The organism is Chelativorans multitrophicus (genome assembly GCF_011317445.1).
GTDB lineage: Bacteria > Pseudomonadota > Alphaproteobacteria > Rhizobiales > Rhizobiaceae > Chelativorans > Chelativorans multitrophicus.
Genome location: NZ_JAAAPL010000007.1, coordinates 21,402 through 36,333, shown reverse-complemented (window position 1 = coordinate 36,333; position 14,932 = coordinate 21,402). Strand labels below are relative to the sequence as shown.

Genomic DNA, 14,932 nt, shown 5'->3' with positions numbered 1-14,932 from the left:
GCACTAATGCCCTGCCGCGCAAGAATCCGCTGCGCGTTCTTGGCAAGCTCGCCGTCGATGCCGGGCAGGATACGGTCGAGGTACTCCACGACAGTCACCTTGGCGCCAAGGCGCGACCAGATCTGGAGGGACGTCATCATCCCGGCTATCGACTGGGCCAGATCAGGCTGGACGGTGCGGCCGCACGTCGCCGCCTGGTGGTCCGACGACGGCAGTATGGGCAGGGTGTCGCATCACGCGCGGCTTCGGCATACACCGGCCGCCCAGGAGCTCTATTGTCGCGAGGACGGCTCGCCGAAAAAGGTGGGCGACAGCGTCCGCAATCCCGATCTAGCAGCCACCCTCGAGGAGATTTCCGGTAACGGTGCCGATGCCTTTTACAAGCGTGACATCGCGGCGAAGATCGACGCCGACATGAAGGCTAATGGCGGCCTTCTTTCGCGCGATGACCTTGTTGCCTATGCGCCCGATATCAACACTCCGGTCTGGGGCGAATATCGCGGCCACCGCATATCGACCAACGTTCCGCCCGGCGGCGGCGCGATGCTGGTGCAGATGCTCAACATCCTCGAGAACTTCGACCTGCGCGCGCTCGGCCACAACAGCACCGATTACATCCGCGTCGTCTGCGAGGCGATGAAGATCGCGACAACGGACGCTTCATCGGCGATCCGAAATTCGTCGACGTCGATCCCGGGCAGACGGCGTTGTTCTTAGCATCGAGTAGACCGGTGAGTGGGACATCGGTACGCATTCACAATCGTCGACATGCGCTATGGCCGAGCTTTATACTCGAACGCCACGACGACGGAGGACAGAGGCGATCCGTCGAGGGATGCAAAATAGTCAATAGAGCCTGAGAGCGTTATCAAAGCGCTACGGGATCAATCAGAAGACGGTCGTCGAATAGAAGAAGCGAACCTCGGTGGTCGACCTGCTGACGGGACGGAAAGCCCCGTGCTCGACGATGCTCTCCCCGAGGAGGATGCGATCGTCGCCTTGCGCAAGCACGCTTTTGCCGCTCGATGATTACCTCTGCGCACTTCAGCCGACCGTCCTCCACCTGAGCACCGTCGCAAGCCGGGCTCGAACGGTAGGATGCGCCTAAGCCAGTCAGGCAGTTTGACGCAAACATCGTCGATCTCGTCGAAATCTTCCCTCCGGCGGGCAAAACGCTCATTGATGTTAAAGCGTGACACGTTGGGCCTTCGAAACCCATCGACAAAGAGGAATCACAAACCAGGCGTCCTTGACCGTCGCACTGTTGCGCGATCGTCTTGTTGAAGGCTGTGCCGGCGCGCGAAACACCAGATTTCAGCATTCGGGCAGATTCACCGCGAGCCCGCCGATGGACGTTTCCTTGTACTTCTCGGACATGTCATGCCCGATCTGACGCATCGTTTGGATGCAATTGTCGAGTGGCATGAAATGCTGGCCGTCGCCACGCAACGCCAGGCTGGCTGCGGAGACTGCCTTGATCGCGCCGAGGCCGTTGCGTTCGATGCAGGGCACCTGGACGAGGCCGCCGACCGGGTCGCACGTCATACCGAGATGATGCTCGAGCGCGATTTCTGCGGCGTTCTCGATCTGCTCGTTGGTTCCGCCAAGCGCCGCGCAAAGCCCGGACGCGGCCATGGCGGATGCCGAGCCGATTTCGGCCTGGCATCCGCACTCCGCACCCGAGATCGAGGCGCGGTGCTTGATCAGCCCGCCGATGGCGGCTGCGGTCAGGAGAAACTGCCGTTTGCCATCCGCGCTGGCACCGACACAGTGGCCGCGATAGTAGCGCAGCACTGCGGGTACGACCCCGGCGGCGCCGTTGGTCGGCGCGGTCACGACGCGCCCTCCGGCCGCATTTTCCTCGTTGACGGCCATGGCATAAACGAGCAGCCAGTCGGTCGCCGCGTGCGGCTGTGTCCGGTTGCTGCCGCGCTCGCCGAGCAATTGCTGGTGCAGGCCTCGAGCGCGGCGTCGCACGGACAGTCCTCCGGGCAGTATTCCTTCCTGCCTGAGGCCGCGATCGATGCAGCCGTTCATCGCCGCCTGCAGTCGTTCAAGTCCCGGCTCCAGATCGCGACCATGGCGCACGCGTTCGTTCGCCTCCTTCATCGCCGCGATCGACAGTCCAGAGGCGCGTCCCATCCGCAGCATCTCGACGGCAGAGGTGAAGGGATAAGGCACATCGGTTGGCGCAGCGTCCCGTGATGTCGAGGTGGCGGAGAGCTCGTCTTCGCTAACGACGAAACCGCCGCCGATCGAGTACCAGACCTGGCGCAGCAGGACAGTGCCTGAGGGTCCAAATGCGGTGAAGACCATGCCGTTGGCATGGCCCGGCAGCGGCGGCCCGTAGTCGAAGACGAGGTCGCTGTCCGGATCGAAGGTTATTGCGCCGATGCCGGGCGCCGTGATGCTGCGGGTTGCCTGGAGCTGCGCAACGAGGGCTTCGGCCTGGTCGGGGTCGAGCGTATCGGGGAGAAACCCCATCAACCCCAAAAACACCGCCCGGTCCGTTGCGTGGCCCTTGCCGGTGAAGGCGAGGGAGCCGTACAGCGAAACCGTCAGCCGCCGGCATTCGGTCCGGTTGGGCTGGGCGGCGAGCGCCTCGATGAAGCGCCCAGCGGCGACCATCGGCCCCATAGTGTGCGACGAGGAGGGGCCGATGCCGATCTTGAAGATATCGAAGACAGACAGGAACATTTATCGATCCTTGGAGGGGACGCCCCCGGCGCGCGACCGGGGGCGACAGGCTCACTCGGCAGCTTCCGCGTAGCTTTCGAGCGGCGGGCAGGTGCAGACAAGGTTGCGGTCGCCATGGACATTGTCGATCCGGTTGACGGGCGGCCAATATTTGTCGGTGCGGAACGAGCCTGCCGGGAAGCAGGCGGCCTCGCGGCTGTAGAGCCGGTCCCATTCGCCGACGAGATCCTCGACGGTATGGGGCGCGCGCTTCAGCGGGTTGTCCTGGGCGTCCAGGGTGCCGGCGGCAATCGCTTCCGCTTCGGCGGCGATGCCCAGCATGGCCTCGATGAAGCGATCGAGCTCGGCCTTGGGCTCGCTTTCCGTCGGCTCTACCATCAGTGTGCCGGCCACTGGCCAGCTCATCGTCGGCGCGTGGAAGCCGCAGTCGACAAGACGCTTGGCGATGTCGTCGACGGTCACCCCGGCGCGCTCCTTCAGCACTCGCGTATCGAGAATGCATTCATGCGCGACGTGGCCGGCGGCTGAGCTGTAGAGGATCGGGTAGGCGGATGCCAGTCGCCGCGCGATGTAGTTGGCGCTCAGGATCGCGGTCTTGGTCGCCTGGGTCAGGCCCTCACCACCCATCAGCAGGCAATAGGCCCAAGAAATGAGCAGGATCGAGGCGGAGCCGAACGGTGCGGCCGAGATGGCGAACTTGCCGGCAGGCGGGTTGCCTGGCAGATGCGGCACAAGATGCGCCTTGACGCCGATCGGTCCCATGCCTGGTCCGCCGCCGCCATGCGGGATGGCGAAGGTCTTGTGCAGGTTGAGATGGCTTACGTCGCCGCCGATATCGCCGGGGCGCGCCAGGCCGACCATGGCGTTCATGTTGGCGCCGTCGATATAGACCTGTCCGCCATTCGCATGGGTGATGTCGCAGATCTCGCGAACGGTCGTCTCGAACACGCCGTGGGTCGAGGGGTAGGTGATCATGCAAGCCGCGAGGTTTTCGGCATGGGCTTCGGCCTTGGCGCGGAAGTCGGCGACGTCGATGTTGCCGTCGGCGGCCACGCCGACCACCACCACCTTCATGCCAGCCATCTGTGCGGAAGCCGGATTGGTGCCATGCGCCGAGGTCGGGATCAGGCAAATGTTGCGATGCCCGTCGCCCTGCACCTCGTGATAGCGGCGGATCGTCAATAGACCGGCATATTCGCCCTGGGCACCCGAATTCGGCTGCATCGAAAATGCGTCATAGCCGGTGATCTGGCACAATTTCGCCTCGAGGTCGCTCAGCATCTCGGCATAACCCTGTGCCTGATCGGCGGGGGCATAGGGGTGCATGTTCGCGAATTCCGGCCAGCTCAACGCCATCATTTCGGCGGTGGCATTGAGCTTCATGGTGCAGCTGCCGAGCGGGATCATTGCCCGGTCAAGCGCAAGGTCGCGGTCGGCGAGGCGGCGCATGTAGCGCGTCATCTCGGCTTCGGCGCGGTTCATGTGGAAGACCGGGTGGGTCATGAAGCTCGAGGTTCGTAGCAGAGCCTCGGGCAGGCGGTAGTCAGGCGTCATGTCGTCGTCGGCCATGCCGCCGCCAAAAGCACGCCAGATCGCCTCGGTGTGGCTGCGCCGGACAGTCTCGTCGAAAGTGATGCCGATCCGCGTCTCGCCGATCGGGCGAAGGTTGATCCCTTCGCGCAGGGCGGATGCCAGGATGGCGTCGCGGCGGGGGCCGCATTCCACTGTCACCGTGTCGAAGAAACTTACCGGTTCGATTGGGAAGCCAAGGGTTTCCAGTCCCTTGACCAGCCGCACGATCTTGCGGTGGATGCGCTCGGCGATCGCCCGCAATCCGTCGGGTCCGTGGAAGACGCCGTACATCGAGGCCATGACGGCCAGTAGCGCCTGCGCGGTGCAGACATTGGATGTCGCCTTCTCGCGGCGGATATGCTGTTCGCGCGTCTGCAGCGACAGCCGATAGGCGCGATTGCCGCGGGCGTCGATGGAGACGCCGACGATCCGGCCCGGCATCGACCGCGCGAGGTTGGCACGCACGGTCATGTAGGCGGCGTGCGGACCGCCATAGCCCAGGGGCACGCCGAAACGCTGGCTGGAGCCGATGGCGATGTCGGCGCCCATCTCGCCCGGTGGCTTCAACAGGGTCAGCGCCAGCGGGTCGGCGGCCACCACGGCAAGGGCGCCAGCGTCCTTGAGCGCTGCGATCGGAGCGGTGAAGTCATGCACATGGCCATAGGTGCCGGGATACTGAAACAGGGCGCCGAAAACGCGCGACGGATCGAGATAGGTGAAGGGATCGCCGACGATCACTTCCCATCCAAGCGGCTCCGCCCGGGTCGCAACCACGGCGATTGTCTGCGGATGGCAATGATGGTCGACAAAGAAGGCGCGGGCCTTGGTGCGCGACGCACGTTCGCACAGGGCCATGGCTTCGGCGGCGGCGGTGCCTTCATCGAGCAACGACGCATTGGCGATGTCGAGCCCGGTCAGATTGGTCATCATGGTCTGATAATTGAGCAGCGCCTCAAGCCGGCCCTGGCTGATCTCGGGCTGATAGGGCGTGTAGGCGGTGTACCAGGCCGGGTTCTCGAAGATGTTGCGCTGGATCGCCGGCGGGGTGAAGGTGCCGTGGTAGCCCTGTCCGATGAAGCTGGCATTGGGCTTGTTCTTCTTGGCCACGTTGCGCAGCCGTTCCAGAACGCCGCGCTCGGAAAGGGCCTTGCCCCAGGCGAGCGGGCGCGTCTGCCGGATGTCTGCGGGAACGATTGCGTCGATGAAGGCATCGAGGCTTTCGGCTCCGACAGTTTCCAGCATCTCCGCCATTTCGCGCGGGGAGGGGCCGATGTGGCGGCGGTTTGCGAAGTCGTACGGTGCGTAGCCTGTCGGGGTGTAGCTCATCTGCTTGTGCTCATCCCACCATTGCCAGATAGGCGGCTTCATCCATCAACGCTGTGGCATCATCCACGTTTGCGAGGCGCAGCCTGAAGAACCAGCCTTCGCTTTCGGGCGACCGGTTGATCATGGCAGGGTCGCTGTGGAGGAGTTCATTGACCGCGATGATCTCGTCGGCCAGTGGGCAATAGACGTCGGAGGCGGCCTTGACGGACTCCACGGTGGCTGCCGTCTCGCCCTTTTCGAGCACGGTGCCGACCGCTGGCAGGTCGACGAAGACCAGATCCCCCAGCAGTTCGGTGGCGTAGCGGGTGATGCCGACCGTCGCTACGCCACCCTTGATGGACAGCCATTCGTGATCTTCGGTGAATTTCAGCATTGCGAGTCTCCTCAAGTCCGTTTGTAGCGTTGCTTGATGAAAGGTAGCGGGGAGACGAAGAAGCGCAGGCGCTTGCCCCTGACTTCGGCGAACAAGGGCGTGTCCGCGGCGGAGAGAGCTGTTGGAACATGTGCCATCGCGACCGACGCATTGACGGCGGGGCCAAATCCGCCCGACGTCACCTGTCCGACCGGTTCGCCGCCGACTTCGTCAGCAAAAAGCGCGGTGCCCTCGCAGATCGGCGCGCGGCCATCGATCCGCAGGCCGACACGACGCCGAAAGGCCCCTCTCTCCAGTTCTTTCAGGATCGTTTCAGCGCCTGGAAAGCCGCCGGCGCGTGCTCCGCCGTTGCGCCACACCCTCTGGATCGCCCATTCGAGCGCGCCTTGCGCCGGGGTGGTAGTGGTGTCGATGTCGTGGCCATAAAGGCACATCCCAGCTTCCAGCCTCAGGCAGTCTCGCGCACCCAGCCCGACGGGTCGCACGCGTTCGTCTTCCAGCAGTGCTTCGGCGAGCGCCACGGCATGGCTGGCGGGCAGCGAGATCTCGTAACCGTCTTCGCCGGTATAACCTGCCCGTGCCACGATGCAGGGCGTTCCCAGCAGATTGACGTCGGCGACCTCCATGGCATGCATCTTTGCCACCTCAGGAGCGAGAACCGCGAGCGCAGCCTCTGCATCCGGGCCCTGCAAGGCGATCAAGACACGATCCGTGAGCTCCTCGACCTCGCAGTCATTGCCGAGGTGGGCCCAGAAATGGGCGACATCCTGCGCCTTGCAGGCGGCGTTGACCACCAGGAACAGGTGATCGCCGCGGTTGGCGATCATCAGGTCGTCGAGGATGCCGCCATCTTCCGCGGTGAAAAGGCCGTAGCGCTGGCGCCCCGACTTCAGGCCGAGGACATCAACCGGAACGAGCCGCTCAAGCGCCAGAGCTGCATCCTCGATCCTGCCCGATTTCGGGCGAAGAAGGACCTGCCCCATGTGGCTGACATCGAAGAGCCCGGAAGCCGCACGGCAGTACAGGTGTTCCTTCAGAACGCCGTCGGGAAACTGAACCGGCATCTCGTAGCCGGCGAACGGCACCATCTTGCCGCCGTGCCCCCTGTTGAAGGCGGTGAGCGGCGTTTGTCGCAAGTCGTCTAGCAAGGTCATAAAAGGCTCCGACCGGAAAATTGTGTATTGTGGAAACGCACGACGGACACCGCCTGTGCATCACGGCGGGTGTCAGTGTGCTTTCAGTCCAAGCTTCTGGCGTCGAGTACCGACAGGCATGCCTCCTTCACCGCCTCACCCATTCCGGGATGGGCATGCGATGTTCCGGCGACATCGTTCAGGCTCGCACCGAACCGAAGCGCCAGGACGAGCTCCTGCAGCAGTTCGCCGGCGCCGTGGCCGAGGATATGCGCACCGAGAAGCTTGCCTGTTTCAGCGCAGGCGATAACCTTGGCGAAGCCGTCGGTGGTTCCGATCGCGCGGGCGCGTCCGTTTGCAAGGAAGCTGGCCTTTCCGATCAAAACTGCGCGTCCTGCGGCACTCGCATCGTCTTCCGTCAGACCCACGCCAGCGATTTCCGGCGTTGTATAGACCACGCCCGGCACGAGGCCGTAGTCGGGTGCGCAATGCGGCTTACCCGCCAGCGCATCGATGCAGGCGACGGCGTCTTCCTCCGCCTTGTGGGCGAGCATCGGTCCGGGCACGACATCGCCGATAGCCAAGATGCCGGGCACACTTGTTCGGAATTGCTCATCCACTTCGATGAAGCCTCTGGCGTCTCGCCTGACGCGCAAAGCCTCAAGCCCCAGTCCTCCGGTGTGGGGCTTCCTGCCAATGGCGACGAGGACAGCGTCCGCCTGAAGCTTTTCAACCTTGCCCGACGCGCGGCTTTTGATTTTGATTTCTGCCGTCTCGCCATTGTCGACGACTGCCTCGACGGCTGCGTTCAGCATGAAGCCGATGCCTTGCCGTGCGAAGATTCGCTGGGCATTCTTGGCAGTTTCGCCGTCCATGCCGGGCAAGATGCGGTCAAGATACTCAACGACGGTTACCTTGGCGCCAAGGCGCGACCAAATCTGGCCGATCTCGAGGCCGATGACGCCGGCGCCGACCACCACCAGCCGATCCGGCACCTTGGCGAGCGACAAGGCGCCGGTCGACGACAGGACGAGCTTTTCGTCGAAGGGGACATTGGGCAGGACAGCAGGCGCGGACCCCGTGGCGATCAGGATGTGCTGGGATGAAATCTCGCGTACGCCAACTGTGACCCGCCCCGGAGCGGCGATGCTCGCGCGCCCGTGGATGAATTCCACGCCGGCCTTGTTGAACAGGAAGGCGATGCTTTTGGTCAGGTCGGAAACCACCTTGTCCTTGCGCGCCATCATGCGCGAAAGGTCAACGCGGGCGGCTTCGGTCTCGATGCCGTGGTCGGCGAGGGACTTCAACCCTGCCCAGTGTTCGGTCGATGACAGCAGCGCCTTCGAGGGAATGCAGCCGACATTCAGGCAGGTGCCGCCGGCGGTGGCACGCTCGTCAATGCAGGCTACCCGCATGCCGGCCTGTGCCGCCCTGAGTGCCGCGACATAGCCGCCCGGGCCGGCGCCGATGACGATCAGGTCGAAATCAGACATCGGCTTCGCCCCCATAGATCGGGAAGGCGAGGCAGAGAGCGGCGACCTTTTGGTGCACGGCGTCTTCGACGACAGCGTTCGGGCCGTCGCGCAGGCTGTCCAGCACGTCCCCGATCAGATGGCCGATCTGCCGGAATTCCCCGGGGCCGAAACCGCGTGAACAACCGGCCGCGGTGCCGAGGCGGATGCCCGAGGTTACGGTGGGCTTCTCGGGGTCGTCGGGCACGCCGTTCTTGTTGCAGGTGATGCCTGCGCGCTCCAGCGCCTCGGCCGCCTCGTTGCCCTTCAAACCGAGGGGGCGCAAATCGACCAGCATCAGATGGTTGTCGGTGCCGCCGGACACAATCGCCGCGCCGCGCTCGACCAGAACCTCGGCGAGCGCCTTGGCGCTGGCCACGACCCGTCCGGCATACTCCGTGAAATCCGGCTCGAGCGCCTCGGCGAAGGCGACGGCCTTGGCGGCGATCACATGCATCAGCGGGCCGCCCTGCAGGCCGGGAAATACCGCCGCGTTGATCTTCTTGGCGATGGCCTCGTCATTGGTCAGGATGATGCCGCCGCGCGGACCGCGAAGTGTCTTATGCGTGGTGGAGGTGACGACATCGGCATGCGGCATCGGGCTCGGGTGATGGCCCGTGGCGACCAGCCCCGCGATATGGGCCATGTCGACCATCAGCGTGGCGCCGACGCCGTCGGCAATTGCTCGGAACCGGGCGAAGTCGATCACCCGCGAATAGGCCGAAGCGCCGGCGATGATCAGCTTCGGGCGCTCGGCTTCTGCCAGTGCGGCTACCTGATCGTAGTCGATCAGACCGTCCGGCGTCAGCCCATAGGCGATGGCCCGGAACCACTTGCCTGACAACGCTGGGCGTGCACCGTGGGTGAGATGGCCGCCGGCATCCAGAGACATGCCGAGAATGGTGTCGCCCGGCAGCAGCAGCGCCAGCATCACCGCGCCGTTCGCCTGGGCGCCTGAATGGGGCTGCACATTGGCAAATTGCGCGCCGAACAGCTGCTTTACGCGATCGATCGCCAGCTGCTCGACAACGTCCACCTCGCCGCAGCCGCCGTAGTAGCGCTTTCCAGGATAGCCTTCGGCATATTTATTGGTCAGCACCGAGCCCTGCGCCGCCATGACTCTTGGGCTGGCATGGTTTTCCGACGCGATCAGCTCGATTTCGCCCTCCTGGCGCCGCCCTTCGGCCTGGATGGCCGCCCAAAGGGCTGGATCGAAAACGGAAAGCGGAGCTGTGCCGTTGGTCATTTTTCTGATTCTCCGATTTGATGAGGGTCAGCGCAGACTGCCCGATTCTTCGGCAAAGGATATCCATCGATTATCATTGTTGAAGTTCATAGTTCTTATGTTAGCATGAAGATCATTTATGATAGGATCGTCGTGCCGAACATCCCTACAGACCTGATGCGCAGTTTCGTCAGTGCAATCGACGGGGGCAGTTTCACTCGTGCGGCTGAGATGGTGGGGCGCACGCAGTCAGCAGTCAGCCTTCAGATAAAGCGGCTGGAGGAGGTCGTCGGCACGCAGCTATTTCAGCGCGACGCTCATAGTCTGCAACTCACCGGTCAGGGACGTACTTTCGCACAATATGCCCGCCGCATGCTGGCGCTAAATGATGAGGTTCTGGCGTTGATGCAAAGCCCGGCAGTGTCTGGCAGGGTACGGCTTGGCGCACCGAGCGAATACACCGCCTCCATGCTACCCCATCTGCTCGGACGTTTTGCGCAGGCCCATCCCAATGTCATGCTCGAAGTCACGAGCGATCTCAGCGAGAATCTTCTTACACGTCAGCAAAATGGCGAATTCGACCTTGTCGTGGCCTTGCACGACAATCAGCGGGCCGGCAGTGGTAAGCTCATCCATACGGAACCGCTGGTATGGTTCACCAGCGCGGATCATTTTGGACACATGCGAAGCCCCCTACCGCTGGTCTTGGCGCCGCCGCCCTGCATCTATCGGAAGCTTATGCTGTATCAACTGAACAGGGAGGCGAAGCTCTGCCGCATCAGCTACCTTAGTTCGAGCTATACCGCCGCAATTGCTGCGGTTAGGGCCGGGCTCGGCGTCACCGCCATGGTGCAGAGCACTCTTCCGGGCGACGTTCGGCTCTTGGGAAGCCCCGACGGGCTGAATTCGCTTGGGCATCTGGAGGTTCGGCTGCATCGCCTCCTCGCGGTCGAATCCGCTGAGGCGATACACTGCCTGGAAACCTATATTGCGGAACATCTCAGCCAAGCCGAAAGGCCCGGCGATAGGACCGGCTGAGGGAGGCCATTTCCGTTGTTCGCCGGTGCTTCCCTAGTTCCTCTGTCGCTGGGGGCGTCAATCGTAGCGCGCCGGCGCGATGCTCAGCCCGGACTCTTGCATGTGGAGCGCTGAGAAACTGCTAGTACCTTTTCACTGTGATTGTGACTGGTTGATTTGCAGCCGCTGCAGAATGGGCGTCGACAAGCCAAGGCTACTGAAGTCGGAACACCGAAGAGCTGACGCCCCGCGCGTCTTAGTAACGATTTGCGACGGCGAATCGATTGTCGGCGGCTTTGACGGGCACAGCGAAAGAGAGGGGACGTTCTCCGCTTCGACTTCGCCGGTGGCAGGTCGAGATCAGCTTGCCGTCCTGTTCAGCAGGCTCCTCAGTCGGGCGATCGCCGAAGGCTTGTCGCGAACCAACCGGATGCCAAGATTATGCGGCGCCATGCCGGCCGCACATCCACCGCTTTTGCCGTCGCGGATGAAAAAGGACATGTAGCCCCGATGCCGGCCACCGACCACGCGCACACCGCAGTTCTCTGTGCTTTCGGCGATGCTGCCATCGGCGTTGAGGCTGGCATGCGCATAGCAGGTCGTCGTCCAGTCCCAAACATTGCCTGCAACGTCGGCAAGTCCCTTGCTGTTGACGCCGAAGAATCCTTGAGGTTTCGGCTCGGGATCGGGCGCCGCCTTGCCTGCCTCGTTGCGGTAGCGAGCGAGCCAACGCGTGGCGGGGTTAGTGCCGTCATCTAGCAGTCCAAGCGCTTCGTCAGGGAAGCGCTCTGCCGCGGCAAAAGCCCATTCCGCGTCGGTCGGAAGGCGCCAGCTTTCACCCGTCGCGCTAGATAGCCAAACTGTATAGGCGGTGGCGTCACGATAGTTGACGCCGGTCACTGGCATTGTTTCCGGCATCGACGCACGGCCCTCCGCGGCTAAGCAGGCACCGTCCGCCACGCAGCGCGCATAGTCGGCGACGCTGACCTGATACTTCATGATCTCGAAGCCAGCGCGGACATCCATCTTGCGTAGCGGCGCGTCGACGGGCCGGTTTGACCGAAGATAATCGCCGGGCGGCCTGAAAGTGAACGAGCCCGGCGCGATGGCGATGGTGGCGATCGGTCCCACGCTCGTGGTTGGGTCTGCCCCGCGACCGCCGAGCCCGACGGCGGCCGCAAGTCCGAGCGCCGCGGTCAGGGCAAGCAATGAAGGGGTCTTGAGTTTCATGACTGTGTCCTCGCACGGACGACCCGCCTTGAGGGCGAAGGCGGGTCGACAGCGACTGCTATTGCGTGTTGCGCCCGATCAATTGGTCGGGATGGGACCAGGTGCTGCGACCTGCGTCATCAGGTCGTCGTCCCAGTTTCCTTCGACCACGATGTGTGCCGTGGCCCCGAGTTCGGCAGCTTCGATCAGATTGTGGTTAACGTAGGCGTAGACGCCGGGTTGGCGGAACATATAGAACGCAGCTCCCGCCGAGCCGCCACGGATAAACCAGGTTTCGAGGTCGCGGTCCGGAGCGTTGGCGAACTTACCCTGCTCCCAGACAAAGTCGCCATGACCGCCGATCAGGTGTGGCCGGGTATCGCGGTTGGCCTGGGAATGAACGATCAGAACCTTCTCCCCCACCTTTGCCTTCAGGGCGTTGTCGCCGGTCAACGCACCCACCTTGCCGTTGAAAACGACATGGGTCGGAATGAGACCGCGCATCACCTTCAGCGTTTCGTCGTAGCTGTCGCCAAGGGTCTCGAACTTCTTGAAATTGCCGTTCTCGTCGCGGGGGACGTAAAAGTCGCTCTCACCAATATAGAGAACTTTGTCGTAGATCAGCGGCTTGCCTTCATGATCCTTGAGCCCGTCACGTGGCAGCACCATGATCGTTCCGCTCATGCCCGAAACGACGTGCCAGGGAATCATGCCCGAAGGTGCGCAGTGGTAGACAAACGTGCCGGCACGCGTCGCCTTGAAGCGCAATACCGCCTGCTCGCCGGGGTTGACGTTTGTAAGGGCGCCGCCGCCCAGCGCACCGGTGGCCGCGTGGAAATCGATGTTGTGCGGCATCTCGTTGGTGTCAGGATTGATGAGCGTCAGTTCGACATAGTCGTTTTCATGGACAACCATCATCGGCCCCGGGATCGAGCCATCATAGGTCATTGCCTGCAGCGTGGTACCGTCACCGTCGATGACGACCGGCTGCTCCTTGATGGTGAGCTGGAACTCAACGACCTTCGGGCCGCCTGTGGCGACCTGCTGATGCGCATGGACGAATGGCGGAGCGACCAGCGCGACCTTCTCGCGCGAGAGGCCTGCCACATCGGCGGCGTGGGCCATATTGAGCCCGACGGGCAGCGTTGCAATCACCGCCGCGCCGGCCACGCCAAACAGTGCTTCGCGTCGCGTGAACATCTTCTTGTCTCCTTATTGAGCCTGATTGCTCTTTGCGGAGAATATCTATCGCCCTCGGTGCAGATGGTCTTTGCGCTGGCGCAAACGTACGATGCGTGTAGCTTCAGCGAGATCCAAGCCGGTCGGATCGCGGGTCAAGAGGAAACGCATGGAGCGAGGCATCACCAGTTCCCGCCACGGGGTGCGCCAGTTTTTTGATCGTTCCTGACACTCTGAAGTTCCCGTCGCGCAAAGGCGAGCCAATCGTCCAGCAGGCCTCGGTCTTCCTTCGAAAAGCGCGCCCGCCGCGCCAAGTCGTCGAAGCTGTCGTCAGGATGGCAACGGTCATAGGCCTCGCGGGCTATCGCCTCCAGACGATCGGTGCATTCACTACGATTCGAAGCAGCCATACTGGGAACCTCGCTTCAGGAAGGCGAGATGTTTGGCTGCCGCGCACGAAGTTTGGGGCGCACCAGCATGCCGCCGAACAGGACACCATATCCGAGGAATGCACCCACCCACAGGGCCGCCGATCCATGCAGCAGCCCGGCCTCCGTGGGCGCGAAGGCTGCCGCTATGCGTAGCAACGCGGCCACCACAATTGCAGTGTAGACCAGGCAGGTGCCGACGTCAGCCCGCAATTCCCGTCCCGTGTGGCCTAGTGTGGCGCGCGTCATGACCGCGAGCGTCATGCATCCGATCGCACCGACGCCGAAAGCATGAATGGCGGCCGCGGTCGGAACGCTTTCCGGAACGACGATCGCTAGACCGGCGAGCACCAGCCCGGCAGGCACGAAGAAATAGGCGGCGTGCAGGACAAGGACGAGCGGATCGCGCATCGTACGGTCGCCGGCCCAGCGTAGTAGCCGGAGGAGATTGAATAACGCAGCGGCAAGTAGTGCCGCGCCCGTTTCAACCCGGTCGGGCAGAAATGTCCAGGCCGCCAGCGCCGCGGCGGAAAGCATAATTGCCGCAGTGTCGAACCGGCCGAAGGGAATCGGGAGCCGCCCCGGATTTTGCCGGGCTAGCCAGTTGCGCGTGAAGCTCGGAATGATCCGTCCTCCAATAATCATAATGAGAACGATCGCCGCGCCGATGCCAAGCCGGCGGCTGATGTCGGAAATCCCGGCAAAGTGAGCTTCGGCATGGAACAGGACGTTGGCTGCAAGCAGCACGGATACCGGGACAAGCACTTTGAGATTTCGCCAGTTGCGGCCGGCGGCAATCTCGGTCGCGGCCGCCAGGGCGACCGCTGCCAGAAACGAGCAATCGATCGCCGCAGCGGCGAGCCAGCCGGTTTCTGCAGAGAAGAAGACGGCGAACCGTCCTGCAAGCCACAGGAGAACCAGGGCAAGAAGCGGCATGCCTTGCACCGGCAGGCGACCTGTCCAGTTCGGTATGGCGGTCAGGAGGAAGCCTGTCACGATCGCCGCGAGATAGCCGAACAGCATCTCATGGATGTGCCAGTCAATCGGCGTGAAGATGCTTGCGGTCGCAAGCCTGCCGTAAAATAGCGGTAGCCAGAACAGAACCGTCAATCCAGCATAGAGCGAACCCAGCTGGAAGAACGGCCGAAAGCCATAGGATAGAAGCGCCGGATAGTTGCCCGGCCTGGTGCGCGCTATTGCCATTATCGTCTCCCGAGGGGTTCCCGGCCCTTGGATCCGGGAACCCGACATCTGGCCGGCGC

At 63.1% G+C, this 14,932-nt stretch carries 12 protein-coding genes and 2 pseudogenes; 3 read left to right on the top strand and 11 right to left on the bottom strand.

Translation table 11 applies throughout. The annotated features are described in order from the left end of the window. Positions 1-5: 5 nt before the first annotated feature. A pseudogene (locus GNP00_RS21290) lies at positions 6-122 on the bottom strand (NAD-binding protein); the annotation flags it as partial. 52 nt (positions 123-174) lie between these two features. On the opposite strand from GNP00_RS21290, the gene GNP00_RS21285 reads away from it, so the two are divergent. Continuing rightward, positions 175-717 carry a gamma-glutamyltransferase gene (locus tag GNP00_RS21285; RefSeq protein WP_343034337.1) on the top strand — a complete coding sequence of 181 codons (543 nt, stop codon included), beginning with the start codon at positions 175-177 and terminating at the stop codon, positions 715-717. A 58-nt stretch (positions 718-775) separates the two neighbouring features. Further along, positions 776-1,069 (top strand): annotated as a pseudogene (locus tag GNP00_RS23475) (hypothetical protein); the annotation flags it as partial. Positions 1,070-1,314: 245 nt separating this feature from the next. Here the strand turns inward: GNP00_RS23475 and GNP00_RS21280 are convergent. The 6 genes from GNP00_RS21280 to glyA all read right to left on the bottom strand — a co-directional run bounded on the left by GNP00_RS21280 (position 1,315) and on the right by glyA (position 9,858). Continuing rightward, positions 1,315-2,697, bottom strand: a complete 1,383-nt coding sequence (locus tag GNP00_RS21280) for an L-serine ammonia-lyase (RefSeq protein WP_011578716.1) — start codon at positions 2,695-2,697, stop codon at positions 1,315-1,317. Between the two features lie 51 nt (positions 2,698-2,748). Next, positions 2,749-5,595 carry an aminomethyl-transferring glycine dehydrogenase gene (gene gcvP, locus GNP00_RS21275; protein ID WP_011578717.1) on the bottom strand — a complete coding sequence of 949 codons (2,847 nt, stop codon included), beginning with the start codon at positions 5,593-5,595 and terminating at the stop codon, positions 2,749-2,751. Between the two features lie 10 nt (positions 5,596-5,605). Further along, the gene (gcvH, locus tag GNP00_RS21270; protein ID WP_011578718.1) at positions 5,606-5,968 is read right to left on the bottom strand and encodes a glycine cleavage system protein GcvH; all 363 of its coding nucleotides are present in this window, start codon (positions 5,966-5,968) and stop codon (positions 5,606-5,608) included. 11 nt (positions 5,969-5,979) lie between these two features. Beyond that, positions 5,980-7,122, bottom strand: coding sequence for a glycine cleavage system aminomethyltransferase GcvT (gene gcvT, locus GNP00_RS21265; RefSeq protein ID WP_011578719.1), 1,143 nt, complete (start codon positions 7,120-7,122; stop codon positions 5,980-5,982). 83 nt (positions 7,123-7,205) lie between these two features. Beyond that, entirely contained in the window at positions 7,206-8,594 is a 1,389-nt protein-coding gene (lpdA, locus tag GNP00_RS21260) for a dihydrolipoyl dehydrogenase (protein WP_011578720.1), read from the bottom strand. Next, positions 8,587-9,858 carry a serine hydroxymethyltransferase gene (glyA, locus tag GNP00_RS21255; RefSeq protein WP_011578721.1) on the bottom strand — a complete coding sequence of 424 codons (1,272 nt, stop codon included), beginning with the start codon at positions 9,856-9,858 and terminating at the stop codon, positions 8,587-8,589. Before glyA ends, lpdA begins: the two co-directional genes overlap by 8 nt. A 105-nt stretch (positions 9,859-9,963) precedes the next feature. Between glyA and GNP00_RS21250 the strand changes: the two genes are divergently transcribed. Further along, positions 9,964-10,875: a LysR substrate-binding domain-containing protein gene (locus GNP00_RS21250; RefSeq protein WP_011578722.1), complete on the top strand. Its 912-nt coding sequence runs from the start codon at positions 9,964-9,966 to the stop codon at positions 10,873-10,875. A gap of 339 nt (positions 10,876-11,214) precedes the next feature. Here the strand turns inward: GNP00_RS21250 and GNP00_RS21245 are convergent, their stop codons facing one another. From GNP00_RS21245 to GNP00_RS21230, 4 genes are all read right to left on the bottom strand, one after another. Next, positions 11,215-12,084 (bottom strand): formylglycine-generating enzyme family protein, encoded by an 870-nt coding sequence (locus GNP00_RS21245; RefSeq protein WP_011578723.1) that lies wholly within the window; start codon positions 12,082-12,084, stop codon positions 11,215-11,217. Positions 12,085-12,162: 78 nt separating this feature from the next. Continuing rightward, the gene (gene nirK / locus GNP00_RS21240) at positions 12,163-13,263 is read right to left on the bottom strand and encodes a copper-containing nitrite reductase (protein WP_011578724.1); all 1,101 of its coding nucleotides are present in this window, start codon (positions 13,261-13,263) and stop codon (positions 12,163-12,165) included. A gap of 161 nt (positions 13,264-13,424) precedes the next feature. Continuing rightward, positions 13,425-13,652 carry a hypothetical protein gene (locus GNP00_RS21235; protein WP_011578725.1) on the bottom strand — a complete coding sequence of 76 codons (228 nt, stop codon included), beginning with the start codon at positions 13,650-13,652 and terminating at the stop codon, positions 13,425-13,427. A 15-nt stretch (positions 13,653-13,667) separates the two neighbouring features. Next, entirely contained in the window at positions 13,668-14,873 is a 1,206-nt protein-coding gene (locus GNP00_RS21230; protein ID WP_011578726.1) for an NnrS family protein, read from the bottom strand. Positions 14,874-14,932 lie beyond the last annotated feature (59 nt).